We start from the raw sequence: 21,700 nt of genomic DNA on the forward strand, positions 1-21,700 counted from the left end.
TTCAGTTCCGATAGTTCAGATAAAGTTAAACGCGGTGCAGATATTGCGTTCTAAAATTGGTACCGAATACCACCAAAGAAGCTGCGACCTTGCGGTGTTGTGCGATAAAGCTGATTGATGTTCGGTGACGTTTGCTGGTCCACGCCGAGTTCGCCGTAGTCTTGACTTTCCTCCAACAGATTGCTTCCCGATAGTGTTAGTAGAACATTTTCGGTGAGTTCGTATCCGAGGCTCGCGCTCAATAATTGGAAAGGGCGACGAAGGAAGCGGTCATCTCCATCACGTTGCGGGGACGCGCCTTGGCCATAATAATTGATCGACGCAGTGAAGCGGTCATCATCGTAAAACGCACCCAAATTGAAGGTTTCCTCGACCATGAATAATGGAATAGAAAAGCTTTCAAAATCAGGTGATGGGTTGAAGTCCTGCTGCAACCCAATATCGATGGTCGTGTAGTTTCCATATATTGTGATATTTTCAAGCAGTCCCGGTAGCATTGAAAGTTCATAGCTCGCACTAAACTCTAGGCCTTTCACAACACCACCCGCAGACTCCGCTTTTTCAGGTACAACAACAAATGCTGGCTGCCGACCGCCTGGGTTAATATTGGCCGTGCCACCCTGCTGATAGAAGGCATCAATATCTTTATAGAAACCCGCAACCGCAAAATAGCTGCCAGGGGATGGGTAATATTCGAGGGACACATCGAGTTGATCAGACTCTAGCGGTTCCAGTTCAGGATTACCGCGCGAGCCGATGATTGGGTTACCCAAATCAATCGGTCCGACATTGACATTGGCCGATGCACGAAGCTCGAGAAAATCTGGGCGAATGATTGTTTTTGCAACGCTTGTCCGCAAAATAACATCTTCCGTGAGGTTGAAGGCCGCATTCAGCGATGGAAGAACGTTGGTGTAGTCGTTCTCAATCTCGACAGGCACAAATGTTGAATTTGGATCGCCAACGACTTCGTTCGTATCTGGATCGATAATAAAGTCGACTTGAGCACCACGGCTTTTAACCGTGGTTGAGATACCCCGAACACCGAAGTTGCCGCTAAATGGAATCGGCCCCATGTCCCCGGCAAAATCAGCGCGGAAATAAATGGCCGACGTGGCCTCTGATAGATCGTAGGATGATCCCAAATCGGCTGCGTCTTGCACATTTTCGGGCTGAGGCCCAAACGCATCGACGGCTGCAAATGCGTCAAAATATAGAAAATCATTCGTGATGTTGGAATCATAGCTGCCATAGAGGTCCTCGAATGGGAATGGCGCAAGCAAGTCGGCGACCGAGACACCGCCCTCTGGTGGCGTGAGGTTTTGGTTGTTGATATTCGTCGTTTTGGTGCGTTCCGCATAGCGACCCCCAAAACGGAAACCTGTGATGAAGCTGTTATCAAAGCGGCGCTCCACATCAAATTTTGCACTCTTAAGTTCTTCCAGCGACACTTCGTTGGCCGCCAAAATAATGAAGCTGACGTCCTGTCCTGTCGGATCCGTCACATCAATATCATTGATTGTCAGATTGGGAGCCGTATCCCCTCCAGCAAAATCGACAGTGACGTCTTGGGAGAAGAAATTATTGCTGATCCCAGCAAATGGGAAAACATATGTACGGGGCGCACGAGAGTAAGCGACATCCGCATTGATGCTCCAATCATCGGATTGGTAGTCCGCATTAAGGCCAAAATTATATGTTTTGTCGCGCGCCTTTTGCGCACCAGAATAGACTTCAATGCCTACAGAGTCGCTCGTAAAGCCAGCGAGAGTGCCATTCGGCTGACGTGTGCCTGTCACGTCGGCATCAAAGAAAATATTATAATTTAAAAACGGAGAAGGCCCATCCGTTTTAAAGCTCGACGCCAAAGCATCGAAAGTCAGATTGAGCCGATCTGTTGCGCGCCACTGGATGCTGCCAAACACAGCATCACGTTTGTTAATATCAGCCGACGGTTCAGATTTGATATAGTAAGGCGCGGGAATAATGCTGCCATCCGCTTCGTCAACAACGCCAAAACCAAAGTCACCGCCCACGCCGTCACCATCAAAATCGGAAATTGTATAGGCGCCGGGGGTCAAACGCTGAGCCGTAAGTGTCTCTCTAAGTGTGGAAACACCTAACATCACACCAATCGTATCATCCGCGAATTTGCGCGAGATGACAGCCGAACCGCGACTGCCAAGCCCGTTGTCACCCACCAAGCTCTTCGATAACGGCGTATAAATGGCTTCCGCTCGAACCGCGCCGTAATTCCCTAAATCCAAAGGACGGAAGGTCGAAATGTCGATGCTGCCACCAACGCCCCCTTCAGTTTGATCAGCAGAGGCGGACTTTTGAATAACCGCTTTACCGACGACTTCGGAAGGATAGAGATCCAAATTGACAGACCGACTCCCAAACGATGAGGCGACTTGGCGGTCATTTACCTGAGTTAGCGTAAATGCGCCGCCCAAACCACGAAGGGAAATTTGGTTAGAACGACCTTTATCATTATTGCCGTTTACGCCGACCAAGCGCTGCACCGCATCGGCGATATTGCGCTCTGGCAGTTGTCCGATATCCTCTGCATTCAGAACTTCAGAGACACTGTCTGCGAGTTCTTTTGTTCGAGATCGCAGAACGTTGAGTTTCGCGAACGCCAGTTACGATTATGGTGTCGGTTTCCGCGACATCACCCTCGGATGTTTGAGCATATGCTGTGTTACCAAAGCCCATCAAAGATAGAAGGCTAATACCTACAAGCAATCTTGTCATATTTCTCATTTTATTCTCCCCTCAAAGCCCATGTGAGCTTCGGATTTGTTGTGAATCTTGCTATACGCAGACAATTACAGTTTTTATTACTCATACAAATAGGGGGAATAAGCAAGGTGTCAAGCCAAGATAAAGGTAGTTTGGAAAAATTTGCACAGATAGCCGCGCAGACAGATAGCAGTGCAGCGCCTAAAAGCCGCCGCTTGCACGGTCACGCGGCTCCATCAACTGGGTAAAGCGATTGTTTCAGGCGTTTTCTTGCCAGGCGAAAAACTGCCGGGTGAGATAGAAGGGTCGGACGCTTTGGGGATATCACGCACCGCCTACCGAGAGGCGACTCGCATGCTAACCGCCAAAGGAATGTTAGTGAGTAGGCCGAAAATTGGCACGCTTGTCTGCCCGCGTGATGGCTGGAACTTGCTAGACCCTGACATATTATCGTGGTTCTTCCAAAGCGACCCCAGCGAAGACTTTATCCGCGATCTTTTCGAACTCCGAATGATTGTAGAGCCTGCCGCAGCGGGACTTGCGGCCCTTAAACGGACGGATGAGCAACTTGAGGAGATGACACAATCGCTCAATGATATGGAAAAATATACGTTAGCAACCGAAGAAGGACGCAGCGCAGATCGGAATTTTCACGACATTATACTGGCCGCCACGAATAACGAGGTTCTGATATCTCTATCGAGCGGAATTGGCGCGGCGGTCCGTTGGACAACAATATATAAACAAAGAGAAACCACCCTGCCCCGCGATCCCATTCCCGATCACCGCCGTGTCTTAGACGCCATTGCCGCGAAAGATAGTGAAGGCGCAAAAAGCGCTTGCATTACGCTCCTATTGCTGGCCCATGAAGACACGAAATTGTCTATGTAGGAAAAAATAGGCTTAAATTTTATACAATAATTGAGTACGTCAAAGACAAAATAGGCTTGTCATAGCCCTTATATACTCATACAAATATAGTCTGTGTGAGTATATAAGGATTCAACAATGTCCCATTTTGACGGTTCAATTTTAATTGGCCAAAAGGCGATCTCCTCTGCCGAAACTTTTAAAGGGTATGACGCCGAAAGCGGTGATGCGCTACCGACGGCATTCAGCGAAAGCACTATTGCCCATGTTACGCAAGCCGGCGGGCTCGCAGCGTCGGTTGCCACAGTTTACCGCATGATAGAACGACATGAGCGTGCCCAATTTTTAGAAGCGATCGGTCAAGAGATTTTGGATCTCGGGGACGCCTTAGTAGTGCGCGCCTGTCAGGAAACGGGCCTTCCAGAAGGCCGCATACAGGGTGAGCGCGGACGCACCATCGGGCAGCTCGGCCTATTTGCTAATATTATACGTAAGGGCGAATGGATGGGGGTGACCGTTGATCCGGCCATGCCCAACCGAACGCCTGCGCCCAAGCCTGATTTGCGTATGCAGAATATTGCTTTGGGTCCGGTCGCGGTCTTTGGGGCGAGTAACTTTCCTTTGGCTTTCTCAATCGCGGGCGGTGATACCGCGTCGGCATTGGCAGCCGGTTGTCCCGTGATTGTAAAGGGGCACCCTGCCCATCCTGGAACGGGTGAAATGGTCGCGCGCGCCATTCTGCGTGCCGCCAAAAAATGTGGCATGCCTGATGGCGTATTTTCCTATTTGCCAGGCACGTCCCATAGCTTGGGCGGCGCTTTGGTCGCTGACGACCATATCAAAGCTGTGGGTTTCACAGGCTCCCGAGGGGGTGGTGTGGCTCTGATGGATATCGCGGCGAAACGCGACGTCCCCATTCCTGTCTATGCCGAAATGAGCAGCATTAACCCAGTTTACCTCATGCCCGGCGCCTTATCCGAAGCCGCTGAAGAGCTTGGCGCGCAATTTGTCGGCTCTTTGATGATGGGCGCGGGACAGTTTTGCACAAATCCCGGATTGCTCGTCGGTATTGCCGGTGACGATTTGGATGTATTTATTAGTGCTGCCGCTAAAACCCTCTCAGAACAGAGTCCATCGACAATGCTGACGTCTGGCATCGCGCAGGCCTATAGTTCTGCCTGCGATATCCTGAGCGGCATGAGCGCTGCGAGCGTGGTCGGTCGTAGTAAACCGAGCAGCGGCAAAAATGATCCGCAAGCGGTATTGTTCAAATGCTCGGCAGCAGATTTTATCGCAACACCGCAATTATCAACTGAAATGTTCGGCTCGTGCCTCTGTTATCATTGCGTGTAAAGACATCAGCGAAATGCACGCCGTCACACGCGCCTTAGAAGGTCAGTTGACTGCGACCCTTCACATTAGTGATGCGGATATAGATGCCGCGAAAGCGCTGCTCCCTTTGCTGGAAAACAAGGTCGGGCGCATTTTGGTCGGGGGATGGCCTACTGGCGTTGAAGTGACTCATGCTATGGTGCACGGCGGGCCGTTCCCGGCGACATCTGATGGTCGGTCCACATCCGTCGGCAGCCGAGCCATTGAAAGGTTCCTGCGCCCCGTCAGCTATCAAAACTTCCCAACAGCGCTGTTACCGACCGCATTACGCCCCAGCAATCCCTTTGCTATCTCGCGACGCGTCGACGGCAAGATCACAGAGGTAAAATAATGACCCAGTCTCTTGTTCAGTACACAGATATATCGGGTGAAGCCTGCATCGCATTTATCGATGATGATGATACGGCGCGTCAGGTGATGGGTTACAATTCGACCTACGATCTGGCCTGTGCTGCCATTCGCGATCACGCGGCCTTGCGGGATTTCATTATGCAAACTGGCCTTGGCGAGAGCGTGGATTTACAAACAGCAGAAAAAGACGGACGCCTAGCATTGCCGATTGAGCATAAAGATCCGGCACATGTCTACCTCACGGGCACGGGTCTAACCCATTTAGGCTCTGCGGAGGGCCGCGATAAAATGCACCAATCAACCTTAAACGCCGAGAGTCAAACCGATTCTATGAAGATGTTTCTGATGGGTGTGGAGCACGGCAAAGCGGATACAGATGATATCCACGCACAACCCGAATGGTTTTACAAAGGCAATGGTGACGCTATGGTTGCCAGCCGCCAACCTCTGCCCTATCCGCATTTTGCGAAAGACGCGGGCGAAGAACCCGAGATTGCTGGAATCTATATTATTGACGATGCGGGCAATCCTGTGCGGCTTGGCTTTGCGCTCGCAAATGAGTTTTCAGATCATGTGGTCGAGAAACATAATTATCTCTGGCTTGCCCATTCCAAATTGCGCCATGCCGCTTTGGGCCCAGAGATTATGCTCGGTGATTTACCGACCAATATGCAGGGCAAAAGCAAAATTATCAGAGACGGAATCGCGATATGGGAAAAGGACTTTCTAACCGGTGAGGATAATATGTCCCACAGTGTCAAAAACCTCGAAGACCATCATTTCAAATATGACCAGTTCTGCCGACCCGGCGATATACATATTCACTTCTTTGGCACAGCGACGCTCTCTTTCGCGGAAGGCTTCAAGAGTCAGGACGGCGACGTTTTTGAGATCTCTGCTCCGCCATTTCGCTTCCCAGTCAGTAACGCTATGAAGCGTTCTTCGCCTCGCAAAGTAAGAGTGCGGTTATTATGATAGAGCCCATCAAAATAGCCGTAGCAGGGATCGGCAAAATCGCAACGGACCAGCACTTGCCGCGTATCGCCGCCAGTCCACTGTTTGAATTAGCGGCGACAATATCGCGTCATGATCCAAATCTTAGCGTACCAACATACAGCAATGTCAGCGATATGCTCACTGCACAGCCTGAAATTCAAGCTGTCTCCTTTTGTACACCGCCGCAGGGCCGGTATGATCCTGTGCGTGAAGTCCTCATGTCAGGGCGTCACGTCATGCTAGAAAAGCCTCCAGGCGTTACCATTGGCGAGGTCGACTGTTTTGCCCGTGTGGCGAAACGCGAAGGCGTCAGTCTTTTTACCACATGGCATTCCAAATATGCGCCTGCCGTGCGGCCGACCCGCGCATGGCTCGAAAATGTGACCTTAAAAAATGTCATTGTAAATTGGAAAGAAGATGTCCGCCAATGGCACCCTGGCCAAGATTGGATATGGGAACTGGGCGGCATGGGGATATTTGATCCTGGCGTGAATGCCCTTTCACTTTTGACGGCCCTTTTTGACAAAACAATTCGTGTGCAAAAAGCCGATTTGGTGTTTCCTGAAAATAAAGACGGTCCGATTGCTGCGTCTTTAAAAATGTCAGTAGGTAAGAATGTCCCGGTGACGGCAGAATTTGATTGGCGTCATACAGGTGTTCAAACGTGGGAGATTATTTTAGAGAGTGACCAAGGCACGCGACGCCTCGCGGGCGGGGACGCAAGTGTTTCCCCCGACTGTGAAATCGGCCGACTCGACCTCGAATATCAAGATATTTATCAGATCTTCGCCAAGCTTATCCAGTCAGGGCAGAGTGAGGTGGATAAGAAGCCCCTTCGCCTTGTCGCGGATTGCTTTATGATCGGCAAACGCGAAACGACTGACCCTTATTTTGACTAACAATTCAGATTTATTAAAATTGAAAAGGCTGCTGAGACACCCTCTCAACAGCCTTTTATTGACCCAGAATCGAATTTAAAATTCAAGCCTCAATGGTTATCGCGCGGCGTTCCGCGCAATTGCGCTATCCGTTGATACTTCTCGCTGCCTTCCAAGATCGCGCCTGTGTTGAGCTGCCCCACAACACCGCGTTGCATTTCCTCCCAAGGCGTTTTGGACTCAGGATAATCATAGCCGCCAGTCTGCTTTAAAGCCTTTGCGCGGGCCTCCCATACCGATGGCTCAACCAACGCATTAACCGTCCGCCCTTTTAGGTCAATCCGTATCGCGTCACCTGTTTGAAGCAAAGCGATGCCGCTACTGACGGCCGCCTCAGGAGACGCGTTCAGGATTGACGGCGAGGCCGATGTCCCAGACTGCCGCCCATCGCCAACACATAGAAGCGTATCAATCCCGTCTTGAATTAAATAAGCCGGCGGACGCATATTGACGACTTCCGCAGAGCCGGGAAAACCCACGGGTCCCGTGCCGCGCATAATTAACACTGAGTCGGCGGTAATTTTCAGATCAGGGTTGTCAATGCGGGCATGATAATCTTCAGGCCCGTCAAAGACGACGACCGTGCCCTCAAATGCGCCAGGGTCATCTGGGTTTTCGAAATAGCGCGCACGGAAGTCATCCGCAATGACGCAGGTTTTCATAATTGCCTGCTCAAAGATATTTCCACCTAAAACGATGAAGCCAGCGTCTTTCATAATCGGATCATCATAAGGTTTAATGACGCGGTCATCCTCAATCTCAGCGCCTGCATAATTCTGTGCAATCGTCTGGCCGTTCACCGTCATGGCATCGCCGGATATCTTGCCTTGCGCCAAGAGCTGCGCGGCGACAGCCGGAACGCCGCCCGCGCGATAAAAGTCCTCTCCGAGATACTCGCCTGCGGGCTGCATATTCACAAGAAGCGGAATTTTACTCCCGTAGGTTTCCCAGTCTTGCAAGGTCAGCTCCACGCCCAAATGCCTTGCAATAGCCTGCAAATGAATGGGCGCATTGGTTGAACCGCCAATCGCGCTGTTGAGGGCGATGGCATTTAAGAACGACTCCCGAGTCATAATATCAGACGGTTTAATGTCTTTTAGAACGAGGTCCGTAATGCAGCGACCGGTGCGGTAAGCGCATTCCTGCCGGTCCCGATAAGGTGCTGGAATAGCCGCCGCCCCCGGCAGTTGCATACCCAGCATTTCGGCGAGACTGTTCATTGTCGTGGCGGTGCCCATTGTATTGCAGTAACCGGTTGACGGTGCAGAGGATGAAACAAGCTTAATAAAGCCGAGCCGCGTCAATTTCTCCAGCGGCGAGTTGCTGCCGCGCAGACCAGACAATTGTGCCAGACCCTGTGCGCTTGCCTTTATGCCAACCGTTCAGCATAGGCCCAACAGATAGCGCAATCGCCGGAATATTGACCGTTGCTGCTGCCATTAGGCAAGCTGGCGTCGTTTTATCGCAACCGATTGTCAGAACAACGCCATCGATTGGATAGCCGTATAAAAGCTCTACTAAACCCAGATAAGCCAGATTGCGGTCAAGACCTGCCGTGGGTCTCTTGCCCGTCTCTTGTATAGGGTGAACAGGAAATTCAATTGGAATACCCCCCGCCTCGCGAATACCATCGCGCAGGCGATCAGCCAAGACAAGATGATGGCGATTACAAGGGCTGAGGTCAGAGCCCGTTTGCGCAATACCGATGATTGGTTTGCCGGACTGCAACTCCTCGAGGCTGATGCCGTAATTCAAATAGCGTTCTAAATATAGTGCCGTCATGTCTGGGTTATCAGGATTATCAAACCACTCACGCGACCGTAATTTTCTTTTATTGTCTGATTTAATTGCCACAAATATTCCTGACTTATTGAGTACCTGCTCTTAAACAGAGCCGCTTGACATTTTACTTTGTATATATACTCATACAAATAGAAATCGGGAATTGAAAGAAAATTCCGAATGAAAACCGATAGTTTTAAAAGAGACAGATATGCCGGCACTTCCCCCGAGCGCGACCGATTCTCCCGTCGCCACAGGCTCCACGACAACACTAAACGGGGCAGTCAGTTATCGTTCCATTCTAACGCTGCTTGCGACGTTATTTTTTATGTGGGGATTCATTACGGTCATTAACAATACGCTTTTACCGCATTTAAAAAGCGTTTTTGACCTAACCTATGCCCAGACAACTCTGATTGAGTCGGTGTGGTTCATCGCCTATTTCATCACCTCAATTCCAGCGGCGCGACTTATACAGCGTATCGGCTATAAAAATGCTATTGTCTCCGGGCTGATTGTCATGGCCGTGGGCGCGTTATTGATGCTGCCAGCGTCGGCTCTACCGTCATATTATGTGGTCTTAGTTGCGATGTTTGTGATCGCCTCTGGGATCACACTTTTGCAAGTGGCGGCCAATCCTTATGTCGCCGTAATCGGCACGCCAGAGACGGCGTCATCACGGTTGAACCTCGTGCAAGCGTTTAACTCAATGGGGACGACACTGGCACCGCTTTTTGGCGGCTACCTTATTCTTGGCCGCAGCGTGTCTGGGACGGCCACAGAGGAAATTGTTCTAACAGCCGAGCAGCGCCTTGCAGATGCTCAGTCTGTGCAACTGCCTTATATTATTGTGGCAGTCGTTTTAGTCGCTTTGGCAATTTACATTGCGCGATATAAATTACCGGCCATCAATGTGCAGCAACAGCGCATGAGCAAAGAAGAACGCAAGAAACATTCGCTGTGGTCTCATCGCAACCTTGTGTTCGGCGTTCCGGCAATTTTCATCTATCTGATTGCCGAGATCGGCGTCAGCAATCTGTTTATCAATTTTATCACAGACCCCAACATCGGAAATATCAGCGCCGCAGAAGCTTCGAATTACCTATTCCTGCTTTGGGGCGGTATGATGGTCGGGCGCTTTATCGGTGCAGCCATCATGCGAAAAGTCGCGCCAGAAAAGGTTCTCGCTTTCGCCAGCCTGTGCGCATTTATTGTCATGGTCATTACGTCCTTCGCGTCAGGCAATTTGGCCATGTGGAGCATTATCGCCGTTGGTCTCTTTCACTCCATCATGTTTCCAACGATCTTCACCCTCGCAATTATAGGCCTTGGTCCGCTGACCGAAGAAGGCTCTGGCTTGTTAGTTATGGCAATTGCCGGAGGCGCGCTTGTAATTGTTCAAGGATATCTGGCCGATATGTACGGCCTGCAGGCTTCATTTCTGCTAACAGCGGCCTGCGAGCTTTACGTTCTATTTTACGCGCTTTACGGCTCTAAAACGACTGCGCCGCCTATTGTCGCGAGCGGATCTTAAGAGAACCAAAAATGCAAGACCCAGACAAACACTGGCAGGTTAACAACACCTTGGGTGAATGCCCCATATGGGACCCCCGCTCACAACGTTTGCTTTGGGTTGATATTCAGCAGAGCAAGTTTTGGAGTCTTGATCCCGAAACAGACGCCCCGCTGAGCTATGAGCTGCCACAACGGATGGGCAGTTTTGGCCTCATGTCAGAGCAAGGAACCTATATCGGCGCCGTGGAAGATGGCTTTGCTATATTCACGCCGGCGCAAGGCCGCTTTGACCCCATAGCGCCCATCCTAAAACCGCATGAGCACCTTCGCATGAATGATGGCCGTGTTGATCGCGCAGGACATTTCTGGGCTGGCAGCATGGAAGAGATACCGCCAGAACCCCGGCAGCCAAAGGGTAAATTTATGCGCCTCTCACCTGGAGCCGACGGCAAGCCTGAAATTTCAGACTATTTTGAAAACACCAAAATCCCCAATAGCCTCTGCTGGAGCGCGGACGGAAAGACACTCTATTTTGCGGACTCGACAAAGGGCTGCATCATGAAAACTGGCTATGACGCTGCCACGGGCGCAGTAGGATCGCCGCAAATTTTCGCTGGGCCATATACCACTGGCGCTCCGGATGGCAGTTGCATCGACGCGCAAGATCACCTGTGGAATGCCGTGTGGGGCGCGGGAAAAATCATCCGTTATCGCCCCGATGGTACAGACGCGCTAACCCTAAACCTGCCTGTCAGCCAACCGACCTGCGTCTGTATTGGCGGCAAAAATCTGGATCAGCTTTTCGTCACAACAGCCACGGACGGATTGGACACCGAGGCCCTTGAGGCGCAGCCTTTGGCTGGGACGATTTTACGTTATGACTTGGGCATTAAAGGCAGAAAAGAGAACATTTATGGTATGTGTCAATAAGAGGGGCTGCTAAGGCAGCCGCAGGTAGCCGCGGAACTATGGCGAAACTGGTCATAATTTCAAATTTATGTACTTCAGGTGATCGCCATCGTGCATGGAGTTGCTGCAAGGAACGCCAAAATCCCTCTAACCCTAGAATTTATCATCTCGAATAACTTCTACATCTGAAACGCTGATGATGCCGATGTGGGCGCCGATCAAATTGTTTACTTGTTCAATCACTTTAGGCAGCAAGTCTTCGTCTAAGATCGAGATTATCACGATCATATCGCGCGTTGCAGAGAGATCAGTTCCCCGCTGCCAACGCTTGCCCGCGCCGTATCCGCCCATGCAGGGAAGCGCCGTATAGCCTGATACGCCTGCATCCTCTAGCACACGGCAGGCTCGTTTAAATGCGGGTGATTCAATAATTAATTCTAAGCGTTTTTTGGCAAACATCATGGACTCCTATGCTGCGATCATCTGTGCAAGCAAGATATAAAGTGGAATACCCAGCGTTAAATTAAACGGGAAAGTCACCCCGAGAGATAAGGTGAGATAGATAGAAGGTTTGGCCTGTGGCAAGGCAAGACGCATGGCAGCTGGCACCGCAATATACGAGGCAGAGGCGCATAATGTGATCAATAGTGCCGCATTGCCAACATTCAATCCCAAAAGGCTAGACACAGCTGTTGCAATCAAAGCTGAAATTAGCGGCATGTAAATCCCGAAACTTAGAGCCCCGAAATTAAGATCTTTCCAACCCTGCCGTAAACCACGCCCAGCCGATAGGCCCATATCTAGCAAGAACAAGCACAACACGCCTTGGAACGGCGTTACGAAAAACGGTGATATTTTCTCCATACCCGTTTCACCCGTCGCCCAGCCAATCAGGAGTGACCCGACCAGAACAACAACCGAAGCGTTGAGCATGACTTCGCGGAATAATTCGCCTTTTTCAGAGCCCGCGACGGCGCCTGTTTTCTTCATCCCGCGCCGCGCCAGCAATAGCGCAGACACAATCGCGGGCACTTCCATCAACGCCGCCATTGCAACCATGTAACCAGAGGAGACAATCCCTGCGAGTTGTAGCGCTTGTGTTGCGGCAACAAATGTTACGATAGAAATGGATCCATAATGCCCTGCTGTTGCGGCTGCATTAATGCGGTCCATTTTGCTCGTAAATCGCAAAGCCATGTAAGCCAAAAATGGCAGACCAAATGAGAGAATAATTGCGGAGATTGCGAGAACGGCAATCTCTGGCCCCAAGGCTGTCTTGGACATTTCGACACCGCCCTTGAGGCCAATCGCCATCATCAAATAGATTGCCAAACCTTTTGCAAAAGCCTCTGGCACCGTCATTTGCGTGCGAAGCAAAGCTGCACCTAGCCCCAAAACAAAGAATAAAACGATAGGCGAGAGAATGGTTGAAAGAGCGAGATCAAGTGACATGACTTTAATGACCTTTACTTTGCGCCTGGCAGTTGCGCCGTCTTACAAAACTATCAGCGCAGAGTATAGCAATACCAAATTACGGCTCTAATGCAGCCGATTTGCACTTATCCCGTTGTGATCAATTCTTCGACATCGGGATCGTGAATGAGTTGTTGTGCTGTTTCCGTATAGTAAATCGCTTCGCAGATATTCGTGACGTGATCACCAATGCGTTCAAGATTTTTGGCAATAAAAAGCAGCGCCGTGCAGGTTTCAATTTTGCGCTGATCGGACATCATCACGGTCAGAAGTTCTCGGAAAAGAGAGTTATAGATATCGTCAATATCTTCGTCCGCAATCCAGATTTCGATAGCGAGTTTCTCGTCTTCATTCCGCAAGGCTGTCAGACAATTATTTAATTGCACGGCAACAGCTTTCCCCATGCGACTAATAGATTTGGTCAGCTTGAGTGACTTTTCGTCATTTACCGTTAGCGTACGCCGCGCAATACCTTCCGCCAGATCACCAATGCGTTCGAAGTCAGCCGACATACGGGTCGCGCTGATCACACGGCGCAAATCTGTTGCCATTGGATGACGCAGTGCCAAGATACGAACTGCGGACGCATCGACCTTGGCTTGCAATAAATTCGCCTCAACATCGCGGTCAATCACCTTCCGCGCCAATTCAGAGTTTTCTTTCTTCAGGGCCCGCACGGCGTCCGACGTCATGAAAGACACGATGTCACCCAGTGCGTAAATATCCGTCATTAGGCTGGTCAACTCAGTGTCGTAACCAGAGACGATGTGTTCAGTTCGATCCATTGTAACCTCGCTTTGGAGGGGCTTAGCCCGTCCGTCCTTCAATATAGTCTTGTGTCTGACTATTTTTCGGGCGTGTAAAGACACGCTCTGTATCGTCAAATTCAATTAGGTTGCCCATATAGAAAAAGGCCGTCTTGTCAGACACACGCGCAGCCTGCGCCATGGAGTGCGTTACGATAATAATGCAATATCGCTCTTTTAGCTCGTCAATCAAATCTTCCAGTTTGGCTGTCGCAATCGGGTCTAGAGCAGATGCAGGTTCGTCCATGAGAATAACTTCAGGATTGACCGCGATAGCGCGCGCAATGACGAGGCGCTGTTGCTGTCCGCCCGACAAGCCAGTTCCAGACAGCTTGAGGCGATCTTTGACCTCATTCCACAACCCCGCCCGCCGTAGCGATGTCTCGACCAATGCGTCAAGTTCGTCTTTTGTGGACGTCAGACCATGGATGCGCGGCCCATAAGCGATATTGTCGTAAATCGATTTAGGAAAAGGATTTGGTTTTTGAAACACCATTCCAACGCGCGCGCGCAGGAGGACTGGATCAAGTGACGGGTCGTGAATATCTTGCCCATCCATTCGAAGGCTACCTGTGACTTTGCATCCCTCAATCGTGTCGTTCATGCGATTAAAGCACCGCAAGAAAGTTGACTTACCACAGCCAGACGGCCCGATAAATGATGTCACACCACGATCAGGAATATCAATGTCGATCCCGTGAAGGGCTTCGAAATCACCATAGGCGACTTTGACGTCGCGGCAGACAAATTTGGTTTTGCTATCGGTCATGTGGTTTCGTTCCAATATTGCATTAGGTCTAGCGGCGCTTTTCGAGACGGTTACGGAGCCAAATCGCCAGCGCATTCATTGTCACCAATATCACAAGAAGGACAATAATAGCAGCGGCTGTACGTTCTGACCATGCGCGTTCCGCACTATCAGACCAGAGGAAAATTTGCACAGGTAAAGCTGTGGCAGGATCGGTCACTGAGTTTGGAATCTCGGTCACAAATGCGACCATGCCGATCATCAGGAGTGGCGCGGTTTCGCCCAAGACCTGCGCCATCGCAATGATAGATCCCGTCAATATACCTGGCCCTGCGAGCGGGAGTTTTTGGTGGAATACAGCCTGCGTGTGAGACGCCCCGAGGCTGAGCGCGCCGTCTACCATGGCAGGACTAACAGAGCGAAGGCTCGCCCGCGTCGCAATCACGATGGTCGGGAAAGCCCTTAGCGCCAGAACAAGACCGCCGACCAATGGAATAGATCGCTGCATCCCGAAGAAATTGATAAAAATCGCCAGACCTAGCAGGCCAAAAACAATCGACGGTACGGCAGCTAGGTTATTGATGTTGATCTCAATAAAGTCGGTAAATTTGTTCTTCGGCGCAAACTCATCCAAATAAATCGCAGCGCCAACACCGATGGGGAGAGCCAGTAAAAACGCGATCAACACGATCATGACAGACCCAATAACGGCCGACGCAATACCTGCCAATTCTGGATCGCGACTGTCAGGGTTTGTGAAAAGGATTATGTTGAATTTCTTACGAATAATCTTTTGTTCTTTGAGCTGGTCAACCCATGCAATTTGCTGGTCCGTGACTTTGCGACGCGCTTCTGGCGTGTCACGTTTGATGTAGCCCTTGAGAAGCTGATCGACTTGGTCTGAGGCCGGGACGGTGACTGTAATTGTTTGCCCAACAAGATCGGGGTTTTTATAGACCATTTGCCGAAGATGGTTCGTCGCACCTGAGGCTGAAACAAGCGCAAATAATTGCTGTTTCGCCTTGCGTTCCGTAACGTCTGGGAATTGCGCATACATCGTGTCTTGGACGATTTTACGAAAATTCGCGCCGCGCAGCTGCTCAGGGTCACGTAGGCTTTGTGGGTCAAGAACGCTCTCCGACAGTTCCACTTCGAGTGTTATGAAGTTCTGTTGAAAGGCTGAAAACCCAGTGCCAGCTAAGCTAAATAAGAGCCAACCCAAAGCAGCGAGTGCGAAGCAGATAGCTGCGCGCCCCCACATGCGGAAACGCCATTCTTTCTTATAACGCTTCTTGAGACGCTTTTTTGCAAAATCTGACATATGCACAGAAGGCGCCGTAACATCCGTTTTGCCAGTCGTATTAGGTGTCGCGGCCGCAGCTGCGGCGTCCATAAGATCAACCATCAATCATACCTCTCGCGATATTTGCGCACGACTGTCAGCGCGATCACGTTTAAGATCAGTGTAATCACGAATAGGACGAGGCCCAGCGCAAAGGCGGCCAGTGTTTTTGGGCTATCAAATTCTTGATCCCCTGTGAGTAGCGCGACGATTTGCACAGTCACTGTTGTGACCGCCTCAAATGGATTTCCAGTTAAATTAGCTGCGCGACCTGCCGCCATTACTACGATCATAGTCTCGCCAATCGCGCGAGAAATGGCTAGCAAAAATGCTCCGATAATTCCAGGTAATGCGCCCGCGAAGACAACTTGCTTCATCGTCTCTGACTTCGTCGCACCCAATGCGTAAGAGCCGTCGCGGATTGTTTGCGGCACGGCATTAATGACATCATCTGATAGGGAGGAAATCAGCGGAATAATCATGACGCCCATAACAACACCCGCAGCTAATGCGCTTTGTGTTGGAACTGCAAATCCAAGGCTTTCGGCAAAACTTCGAACGGTCGGACCCACGGTGAGGAGTGCGAAAAATCCGTAAACCACAGTCGGAATTCCTGCGAGAATTTCGATGATCGGCTTAACGATCTTGCGAACGCGCTTGCTGGCATATTCAGAGAGATAGACGGCAATCATTAGGCCGACTGGTCCTGCAATAGCCATGGCGACCAGCATGATCAGGAATGTGCCCGCGAAAATTGGCACCGCTCCAAATGCGCCCGACTGCCCCGCCTGATCTGCACGTAGAGCGGTTTGTGGCGACCACTGCAAACCAAATAGAAACTCTGTCATCGGGACTTTTTCAAAGAACCGCAGGCTCTCAAATAACAGCGAGAGAATAATGCCAAGTGTGGTTAGCACCGCAATGACAGAAAGAAAGACCAATAAGCCTTTGATAAAACGCTCAACATGGGTGCGAGCGCGAAAGTTTGGCGATATGCGCTGTCGCACGAAAAATATTATGCCGATCCCGACAAACACCATAATGACAGGCCATATCCACGAATTTGCGCCACCAACAAACGCGCTCAAAATTAGAATTCCAAGCGACGATAGCGCCACGAGCCATGCCGTCAAATATCCGTGATAATTTGCCTGTGAATGCCAATCTGTGCGCCCGCTGACCGCGCCAATAGAGGCCTTGTAAGCACGAAACTGCATGAGGGCTTCATTACGGTTATAAGCAAATCCGCCAATGACCATAATCGCCACAAGCGCGAGAATGTAGACCCAAATTTGGTTCACTGTGTCCCGACCTTTACCTAGAAAGTGCCTCCACCATAGCAGAGATATTTGTGACTTTTATGTCAAAAAGGAGGAATGGCCAAGGCCACTCCTCCGAATTGTCGTAATTCCCTGTATAAAACTTACTGTGAATACGCTGTCAGGTTTTCAACATCAGAACGAACTTTTGCGCGCTCAGCGTCTGGCAGCGGAACAAGACCAATTTCTTCCAAATATCCGCCTGGTCCAGCGGCCGCTTCAGATGTAAACTCCAAGGCAAAGTCTTGAAGCCCGGGTGTCTCTCCGACATGCGCTTTCTTGAGATAAAAATAGAGGGAACGGGATACTTTGTAATCGCCCTCAGCAATATTTTCAAAAGTAGGGGCAACGCCGCCAATCACGGCACCTTTAATCTTATCCGTATTTTGCTCAAGGAAAGAGTAGCCAAATACACCGATCGCCGTTGGGGTATTAACGAGCGTTGAAACAATCGCATTGTCGTTCTCGCCGCCGTCAATCCAATAGCCGTCTTCGCGAATGGTATGCGCTAAGCGCCCAAATTCCTTTTTGTCAGACTTTCTTAGCGCAGCCATACACTCGACCTGTTTGGCGCCGCCTTCCATTGCGATTTCAACGAAGGCGTCGCGCGTGCCGGATGTCGGGGGCGGGCCAAATGTTTCAATCGTTGTGTTTGGTAGGTTGGGGCTGATCTCTGACCAAACTTTATAAGGGTTTGGCTGCATTGTGCAGTCAGTGTCAGACGTCGGAACCTCTTTGGCGAGCGCCATGTAGATTTCTTTGAGCGTCATATTCATTGAAGGGGCGTCCAGCGCATTTCCAAGGACAATCCCATCAAAGCCGATTTTGACTTCGATAATCTCTTCGACGCCATTGCTTTGGCAGAGTTCGAATTCAGATTTTTTCTGGCGACGAGAGGAGTTAGTAACGTCAACTTGGCCTTCGCCAATTCCGTCACAAAAGAGTTTGTGACCACCGCCTGACCCTGTCGACTCGACGACGACATTCTGGCCCGTTTTATTTTTAAACTCTTGCGCAACTTTGGTCGAGAAAGGGTAAACCGTTGAAGAGCCAACAACGCGAATATCGCGACGCGTTGCCGGAGCCGCCGCTTTCGAGGCTGTGCTAGCCGCGTCATTCGCAGAGTTATTGACCGTCGCAGTATCGCCGCCGCCGCAAGCCGTGAGGAGGGCGAGGCTTGCTGCGCCTAGAATAAGTGTTTTAATTGTCATGACATGTTCCTTTGTATGAACTCTAAAAATCGAAGCCGAGGCGCGCAACAAAGCCGTTCGCGCTTTCCGCTGATCCGTTTTCAGCATCTGCATCAAAATAATTAATGCCGAGACGGGTTTGTTTTGTGGGCCACCAATCTGCGCCTAAAATTACGGTGTCAAGCTTGCCCAGATAAATCTCGTCTTGCAGATCAACAGAATCGTAGCGTGCCACAAAAGAGAACGCGCCGAAGCCGCCCTCGCCGAGTGGGTTATCAACGATGGGGCGATTAAATTTTCCGCCCTTGTAACCCTTTTTCCCACCGATAAATACACCAACTTCGCCGTAATAACCGCCAAAATTTGCATCGGGGTTGGTCGCTGCACCATTTGCTTTCATCACAGAATACTCGCCTGATGCCCAAAACTGGTTATGAATGACGGCAGCTTCTGCACCGATAAAATTATCAGATTTAGCAAAACGCTGCGTCGTAATGATGCGCGAAGGCGCAATATGTGTGTAGGGGCGTTGGCGATAGCGGATACCGTCATTCACCGCAGAGTCGTCTGAGTCGCTGCCGTTGCGGTAGCGCCAAGACGCGCCAAGATGGACAAGCGTTTCATCCGTTTTTACAGGATTATACGTGCCCCGAAGATTGACTGTATTGCCCACACTATCGAAATCTGGTCCGCCTAAATTGTCTGTAAAGACGCCAGCATCAACCGTGTAATTATCGCCTGATGTGCTGACACCAACACCAAGCCGACGATTAAATCCGAATGCATCCGTAAAAGCTGCGCGCTCTAGTGTAGAAGAAAATCGCGAGCTGGTTAATTCGTCCAAAGAGTTTTGAGTCTGAAACTGACCCACTTTAATTTTAAACTTGCTGTTTTCTGGCGAGAACTGAATCCAAGCGTCTTCAACATTTATGGCCTTATCACCCGTTTTGTTCAGCTCAACTTTATAACTGACTGCGCTTCCGTATTTGCCGGTGGCGTTGAGTCGAACACGCCGCGCTTCAATATCGTTAATGCTAGAATCAGGGTCATTCACATCTGCGAATGTATAATCCAACATTACCCGCCCACCGATTTTTAGTGTTGCGTCTTGTGCGACCGACGAACTGGCATAAGCCATTACGAGCGCAAGTGATGAGGCCGCTACGCCCCCTTTTAAGAAATGTGCCATTGTCTAACCTCTTCAACACAGTGCCAAATTACATTGTGAGCCAGCCAAGTGCTGGACCATCTGACGGCGCTATGCCTTCATTTCGCGACACAATTATATGACTTTTGTGACAGTTTCGTGTCAGAGGCTGTTTTATGTGCCCGCCCGCTAAATGAGGCAGCGCTTAAAGGCTAAGGCCTTTAGTTTGAGCGACTTGAACGACCTCTGCCAAAATAGACACAGCGAGCAGATTGGCGTCCCGCATAGCAGGGATCAAGCCAATGGGGCCGTGAATGCGCGCTATATCCGCCCCATCCACGCCCATAGCTTGTAATCCCTCGCAGCGCACATTATGCGTCCGCGCACTCCCCATTGCACCTATATAAAATGCGGGTCCATTAAGCGCCTGGCGCAGCAACTGCTCCTCCCAGTCATGATCATGGAACAAGAAGACAACCGCCGTATAGGGATCGTCCAGACCTGCGGGAACTGTTTGAGGGTTTAGTAAATGCGTTTGAGGGATCGCCAGATGTCGCGCCAATAATTCCGTATCAGGTGATTGTAGATGCACATCAAAGCCAATGAGACATGCCTGTAATAAGAGCTGCTCTGCCGCCTCGCCACGCCCCGCAATTCGTAATTTTATTTTCGGCGGATATTCATGCGTGAACACGCCATTAGTGTCGCCTGTTATATCGACAGCCGCTTCGCCATGAGGGGTTAAGCTGATAGATAATTGAACCGATTGTCGAGCTTCCAACCTGCGAGACGCTTCCTGAATGATGATTGGGTCGACCCGCGGGAGGATAAGAATATCAATCGTTCCGCCGCAAGGCAGGGTAATATCTTTGAAGGGCGAACCCGCACCATATCGAAGCTGCCGCACTTTGCCGTCAGCTAGAGCTTGCCGCGCTTGGAATACAATATCGCCATCGACACATCCTGCCGAGACGTAGCCCCAAACCGCATCCTCGCTGACAGTCATCATAGCGCCCTTGGCCCGTAAAGTGCCGCCCTCAACATGTGTGAGCAGGCACAGCGCAATGGGGGCTTGGTCGGTAGCGGCGAGGTGCAGAACATCACTATGATGCGAATAGGATGAAAGAGGGTGCGACGACATCGCTAAACTGTGAGGCCTTCCCTATTTTTTTTCAAGCCAAACTAAGTCAGTGCTGTATTATGAGTCGCCCAAATGGCTTTCAAAGTCACAGGTTTATCTCTATGTCGGGCATTATAATTTCTTTTGGCGGCTACTGTTTCATTTATGATCAAATTGAAGACACACGACTGGTCCGTAGAGATTTGCCCTGACATTGGCGGCGCGATTACGCTGTGCCAATATAACGAATTTGACGTGTTCCGCCCCGCGCCAGCTGGCTATCTGCAGACGGCAAATCCTATGCTGGCGAGTAGTTTCCCGCTTGTACCGTTTTCAAATCGAATTGCAGGGGGCTCATCAATTTCCAGAAAACGATGACGACCCTCCCGCCCAATTACCCCGGCATCGCACACCCCCTTCATGGGTCAGGCTGGCTAGCCAAATGGGATGTCGTTACCGCGGAAGAGACTCTGTGCGAGCTAAAATATGATCATCCTGCAGGGGACTGGCCTTGGGCCTTTCGCGCACGCCAAGCGATAGAGATCATAGGTGATATTCTACGCATGACCCTGTCTGTTGAAAATTTGAGTGATGAAGATATGCCAAGCGGCTTAGGGCAGCACCCCTATTTCCCCTACGCAAACCAAGCGCGATTACAATTCTCAGCCAGATCAGTCTGGACGGCTGACCAGGCATGTATTCCAAAGGCATTGGTGCCCGTGCCTCATGAGTGGGACTTTACTGACAGTGCGCCCGTCGCCGGCAAAGCGATTGATCATTGTTTTGTGGGGTGGGACGGAACGGCGCAAATAAGCTGGACCGACAATCCGCTGACCATCGGCATATCCACATCTCCACAACAAAACTTCGCCGTATTATATATCAATTCCGAAGAAAATTTCTTTTGCTTTGAACCCGTGACCCATATGAACAATGCTATTCAATATCTTAGTTCGAACACTGTAACGGGGCTGCAAGCTTTAAAGCCAAAGCAAATACAAACTTTTATCACTGAATATAGGGCAATGGTTTAGATGCCTTCAACGGCGCCTATGAC

17 protein-coding genes and 2 pseudogenes are annotated in these 21,700 nt (G+C 50.4%); 8 read left to right on the top strand and 11 right to left on the bottom strand.

Features of this window, described 5'->3' with window-relative positions; genetic code table 11:
- Positions 1-50: 50 nt before the first annotated feature.
- Positions 51-2,645 carry a TonB-dependent receptor gene (locus AB8615_RS10810; protein ID WP_418153091.1) on the bottom strand — a complete coding sequence of 865 codons (2,595 nt, stop codon included), beginning with the start codon at positions 2,643-2,645 and terminating at the stop codon, positions 51-53.
- Between the two features lie 292 nt (positions 2,646-2,937).
- Between AB8615_RS10810 and AB8615_RS10815 the strand changes: the two genes are divergently transcribed.
- The 4 genes and pseudogenes from AB8615_RS10815 to AB8615_RS10830 all read left to right on the top strand — a co-directional run bounded on the left by AB8615_RS10815 (position 2,938) and on the right by AB8615_RS10830 (position 7,253).
- Positions 2,938-3,636, top strand: a complete 699-nt coding sequence (locus AB8615_RS10815) for a FadR/GntR family transcriptional regulator (RefSeq protein WP_418152368.1) — start codon at positions 2,938-2,940, stop codon at positions 3,634-3,636.
- Positions 3,637-3,753: 117 nt separating this feature from the next.
- A pseudogene (locus AB8615_RS10820) lies at positions 3,754-5,338 on the top strand (aldehyde dehydrogenase (NADP(+))).
- Positions 5,338-6,333, top strand: coding sequence for an AraD1 family protein (gene araD1 / locus AB8615_RS10825; RefSeq protein WP_409432600.1), 996 nt, complete (start codon positions 5,338-5,340; stop codon positions 6,331-6,333). Before AB8615_RS10820 ends, araD1 begins: the two are co-directional and overlap by 1 nt.
- Positions 6,330-7,253, top strand: coding sequence for a Gfo/Idh/MocA family protein (locus tag AB8615_RS10830; protein WP_409432601.1), 924 nt, complete (start codon positions 6,330-6,332; stop codon positions 7,251-7,253). The genes araD1 and AB8615_RS10830 overlap by 4 nt, the downstream gene beginning before the upstream one ends.
- Positions 7,254-7,342: 89 nt before the next feature.
- On the opposite strand, the pseudogene AB8615_RS10835 reads toward AB8615_RS10830, so the two are convergent.
- A pseudogene (locus AB8615_RS10835) lies at positions 7,343-9,146 on the bottom strand (IlvD/Edd family dehydratase).
- Positions 9,147-9,285: 139 nt separating this feature from the next.
- Here AB8615_RS10835 and AB8615_RS10840 point away from each other — a divergent pair.
- On the top strand, positions 9,286-10,608 hold the full coding sequence (locus tag AB8615_RS10840; protein WP_409432603.1) for a sugar MFS transporter: 1,323 nt from the start codon (positions 9,286-9,288) through the stop codon (positions 10,606-10,608).
- 11 nt (positions 10,609-10,619) lie between these two features.
- Positions 10,620-11,519 (top strand): SMP-30/gluconolactonase/LRE family protein, encoded by a 900-nt coding sequence (locus AB8615_RS10845; protein ID WP_409432604.1) that lies wholly within the window; start codon positions 10,620-10,622, stop codon positions 11,517-11,519.
- A gap of 132 nt (positions 11,520-11,651) precedes the next feature.
- Here AB8615_RS10845 and AB8615_RS10850 read toward each other — a convergent pair whose 3' ends face one another.
- The 9 genes from AB8615_RS10850 to AB8615_RS10890 form a co-directional block, all read right to left on the bottom strand.
- Positions 11,652-11,960 carry a DUF190 domain-containing protein gene (locus AB8615_RS10850; protein ID WP_409432605.1) on the bottom strand — a complete coding sequence of 103 codons (309 nt, stop codon included), beginning with the start codon at positions 11,958-11,960 and terminating at the stop codon, positions 11,652-11,654.
- Between the two features lie 6 nt (positions 11,961-11,966).
- Entirely contained in the window at positions 11,967-12,950 is a 984-nt protein-coding gene (locus AB8615_RS10855; protein WP_409432606.1) for a sodium-dependent bicarbonate transport family permease, read from the bottom strand.
- Positions 12,951-13,057: 107 nt separating this feature from the next.
- Positions 13,058-13,756, bottom strand: a complete 699-nt coding sequence (gene phoU / locus AB8615_RS10860; protein ID WP_409432607.1) for a phosphate signaling complex protein PhoU — start codon at positions 13,754-13,756, stop codon at positions 13,058-13,060.
- 22 nt (positions 13,757-13,778) lie between these two features.
- On the bottom strand, positions 13,779-14,546 hold the full coding sequence (gene pstB, locus AB8615_RS10865) for a phosphate ABC transporter ATP-binding protein PstB (protein WP_409432608.1): 768 nt from the start codon (positions 14,544-14,546) through the stop codon (positions 13,779-13,781).
- Between the two features lie 28 nt (positions 14,547-14,574).
- The gene (gene pstA, locus AB8615_RS10870; protein ID WP_409432609.1) at positions 14,575-15,930 is read right to left on the bottom strand and encodes a phosphate ABC transporter permease PstA; all 1,356 of its coding nucleotides are present in this window, start codon (positions 15,928-15,930) and stop codon (positions 14,575-14,577) included.
- Positions 15,930-17,168 carry a phosphate ABC transporter permease subunit PstC gene (pstC, locus tag AB8615_RS10875; RefSeq protein ID WP_409432610.1) on the bottom strand — a complete coding sequence of 413 codons (1,239 nt, stop codon included), beginning with the start codon at positions 17,166-17,168 and terminating at the stop codon, positions 15,930-15,932. Before pstC ends, pstA begins: the two co-directional genes overlap by 1 nt.
- A 122-nt stretch (positions 17,169-17,290) precedes the next feature.
- Entirely contained in the window at positions 17,291-18,397 is a 1,107-nt protein-coding gene (locus tag AB8615_RS10880; RefSeq protein ID WP_409432611.1) for a substrate-binding domain-containing protein, read from the bottom strand.
- Positions 18,398-18,419: 22 nt separating this feature from the next.
- Positions 18,420-19,565 carry an OprO/OprP family phosphate-selective porin gene (locus tag AB8615_RS10885; protein WP_409432612.1) on the bottom strand — a complete coding sequence of 382 codons (1,146 nt, stop codon included), beginning with the start codon at positions 19,563-19,565 and terminating at the stop codon, positions 18,420-18,422.
- A 163-nt stretch (positions 19,566-19,728) separates the two neighbouring features.
- A complete protein-coding gene (locus AB8615_RS10890; RefSeq protein ID WP_409432613.1) occupies positions 19,729-20,664 on the bottom strand; it encodes an XdhC family protein in 936 nt (311 codons plus the stop codon).
- Between the two features lie 144 nt (positions 20,665-20,808).
- Here AB8615_RS10890 and AB8615_RS10895 point away from each other — a divergent pair, with 144 nt between their 5' ends.
- A complete protein-coding gene (locus AB8615_RS10895) occupies positions 20,809-21,021 on the top strand; it encodes a hypothetical protein (RefSeq protein WP_418152369.1) in 213 nt (70 codons plus the stop codon).
- Positions 21,018-21,677: a hypothetical protein gene (locus AB8615_RS10900; RefSeq protein WP_418152370.1), complete on the top strand. Its 660-nt coding sequence runs from the start codon at positions 21,018-21,020 to the stop codon at positions 21,675-21,677. Before AB8615_RS10895 ends, AB8615_RS10900 begins: the two co-directional genes overlap by 4 nt.
- Positions 21,678-21,700: the final 23 nt, after the last annotated feature.

Source organism: Litorimonas sp. RW-G-Af-16 (assembly GCF_048319245.1).
Taxonomy (GTDB): Bacteria; Pseudomonadota; Alphaproteobacteria; order Caulobacterales; family Maricaulaceae; genus Litorimonas.

Bases quoted from the DNA above. Each gene is read 5' to 3' on its own strand.
- araD1 (WP_409432600.1), top strand. From the start codon at position 5,338: ATGACCCAGTCTCTTGTTCAGTACACAGATATATCGGGTGAAGCCTGC.
- AB8615_RS10830 (WP_409432601.1), top strand. From the start codon at position 6,330: ATGATAGAGCCCATCAAAATAGCCGTAGCAGGGATCGGCAAAATCGCA.
- AB8615_RS10840 (WP_409432603.1), top strand. From the start codon at position 9,286: ATGCCGGCACTTCCCCCGAGCGCGACCGATTCTCCCGTCGCCACAGGC.
- AB8615_RS10845 (WP_409432604.1), top strand. From the start codon at position 10,620: ATGCAAGACCCAGACAAACACTGGCAGGTTAACAACACCTTGGGTGAA.
- AB8615_RS10850 (WP_409432605.1), bottom strand. From the start codon at position 11,960: ATGATGTTTGCCAAAAAACGCTTAGAATTAATTATTGAATCACCCGCA.
- AB8615_RS10855 (WP_409432606.1), bottom strand. From the start codon at position 12,950: ATGTCACTTGATCTCGCTCTTTCAACCATTCTCTCGCCTATCGTTTTA.
- phoU (WP_409432607.1), bottom strand. From the start codon at position 13,756: ATGGATCGAACTGAACACATCGTCTCTGGTTACGACACTGAGTTGACC.
- pstB (WP_409432608.1), bottom strand. From the start codon at position 14,546: ATGACCGATAGCAAAACCAAATTTGTCTGCCGCGACGTCAAAGTCGCC.
- pstA (WP_409432609.1), bottom strand. From the start codon at position 15,930: ATGGTTGATCTTATGGACGCCGCAGCTGCGGCCGCGACACCTAATACG.
- AB8615_RS10880 (WP_409432611.1), bottom strand. From the start codon at position 18,397: ATGACAATTAAAACACTTATTCTAGGCGCAGCAAGCCTCGCCCTCCTC.
- AB8615_RS10885 (WP_409432612.1), bottom strand. From the start codon at position 19,565: ATGGCACATTTCTTAAAAGGGGGCGTAGCGGCCTCATCACTTGCGCTC.
- AB8615_RS10890 (WP_409432613.1), bottom strand. From the start codon at position 20,664: ATGTCGTCGCACCCTCTTTCATCCTATTCGCATCATAGTGATGTTCTG.
- AB8615_RS10895 (WP_418152369.1), top strand. From the start codon at position 20,809: ATGATCAAATTGAAGACACACGACTGGTCCGTAGAGATTTGCCCTGAC.
- AB8615_RS10900 (WP_418152370.1), top strand. From the start codon at position 21,018: ATGACGACCCTCCCGCCCAATTACCCCGGCATCGCACACCCCCTTCAT.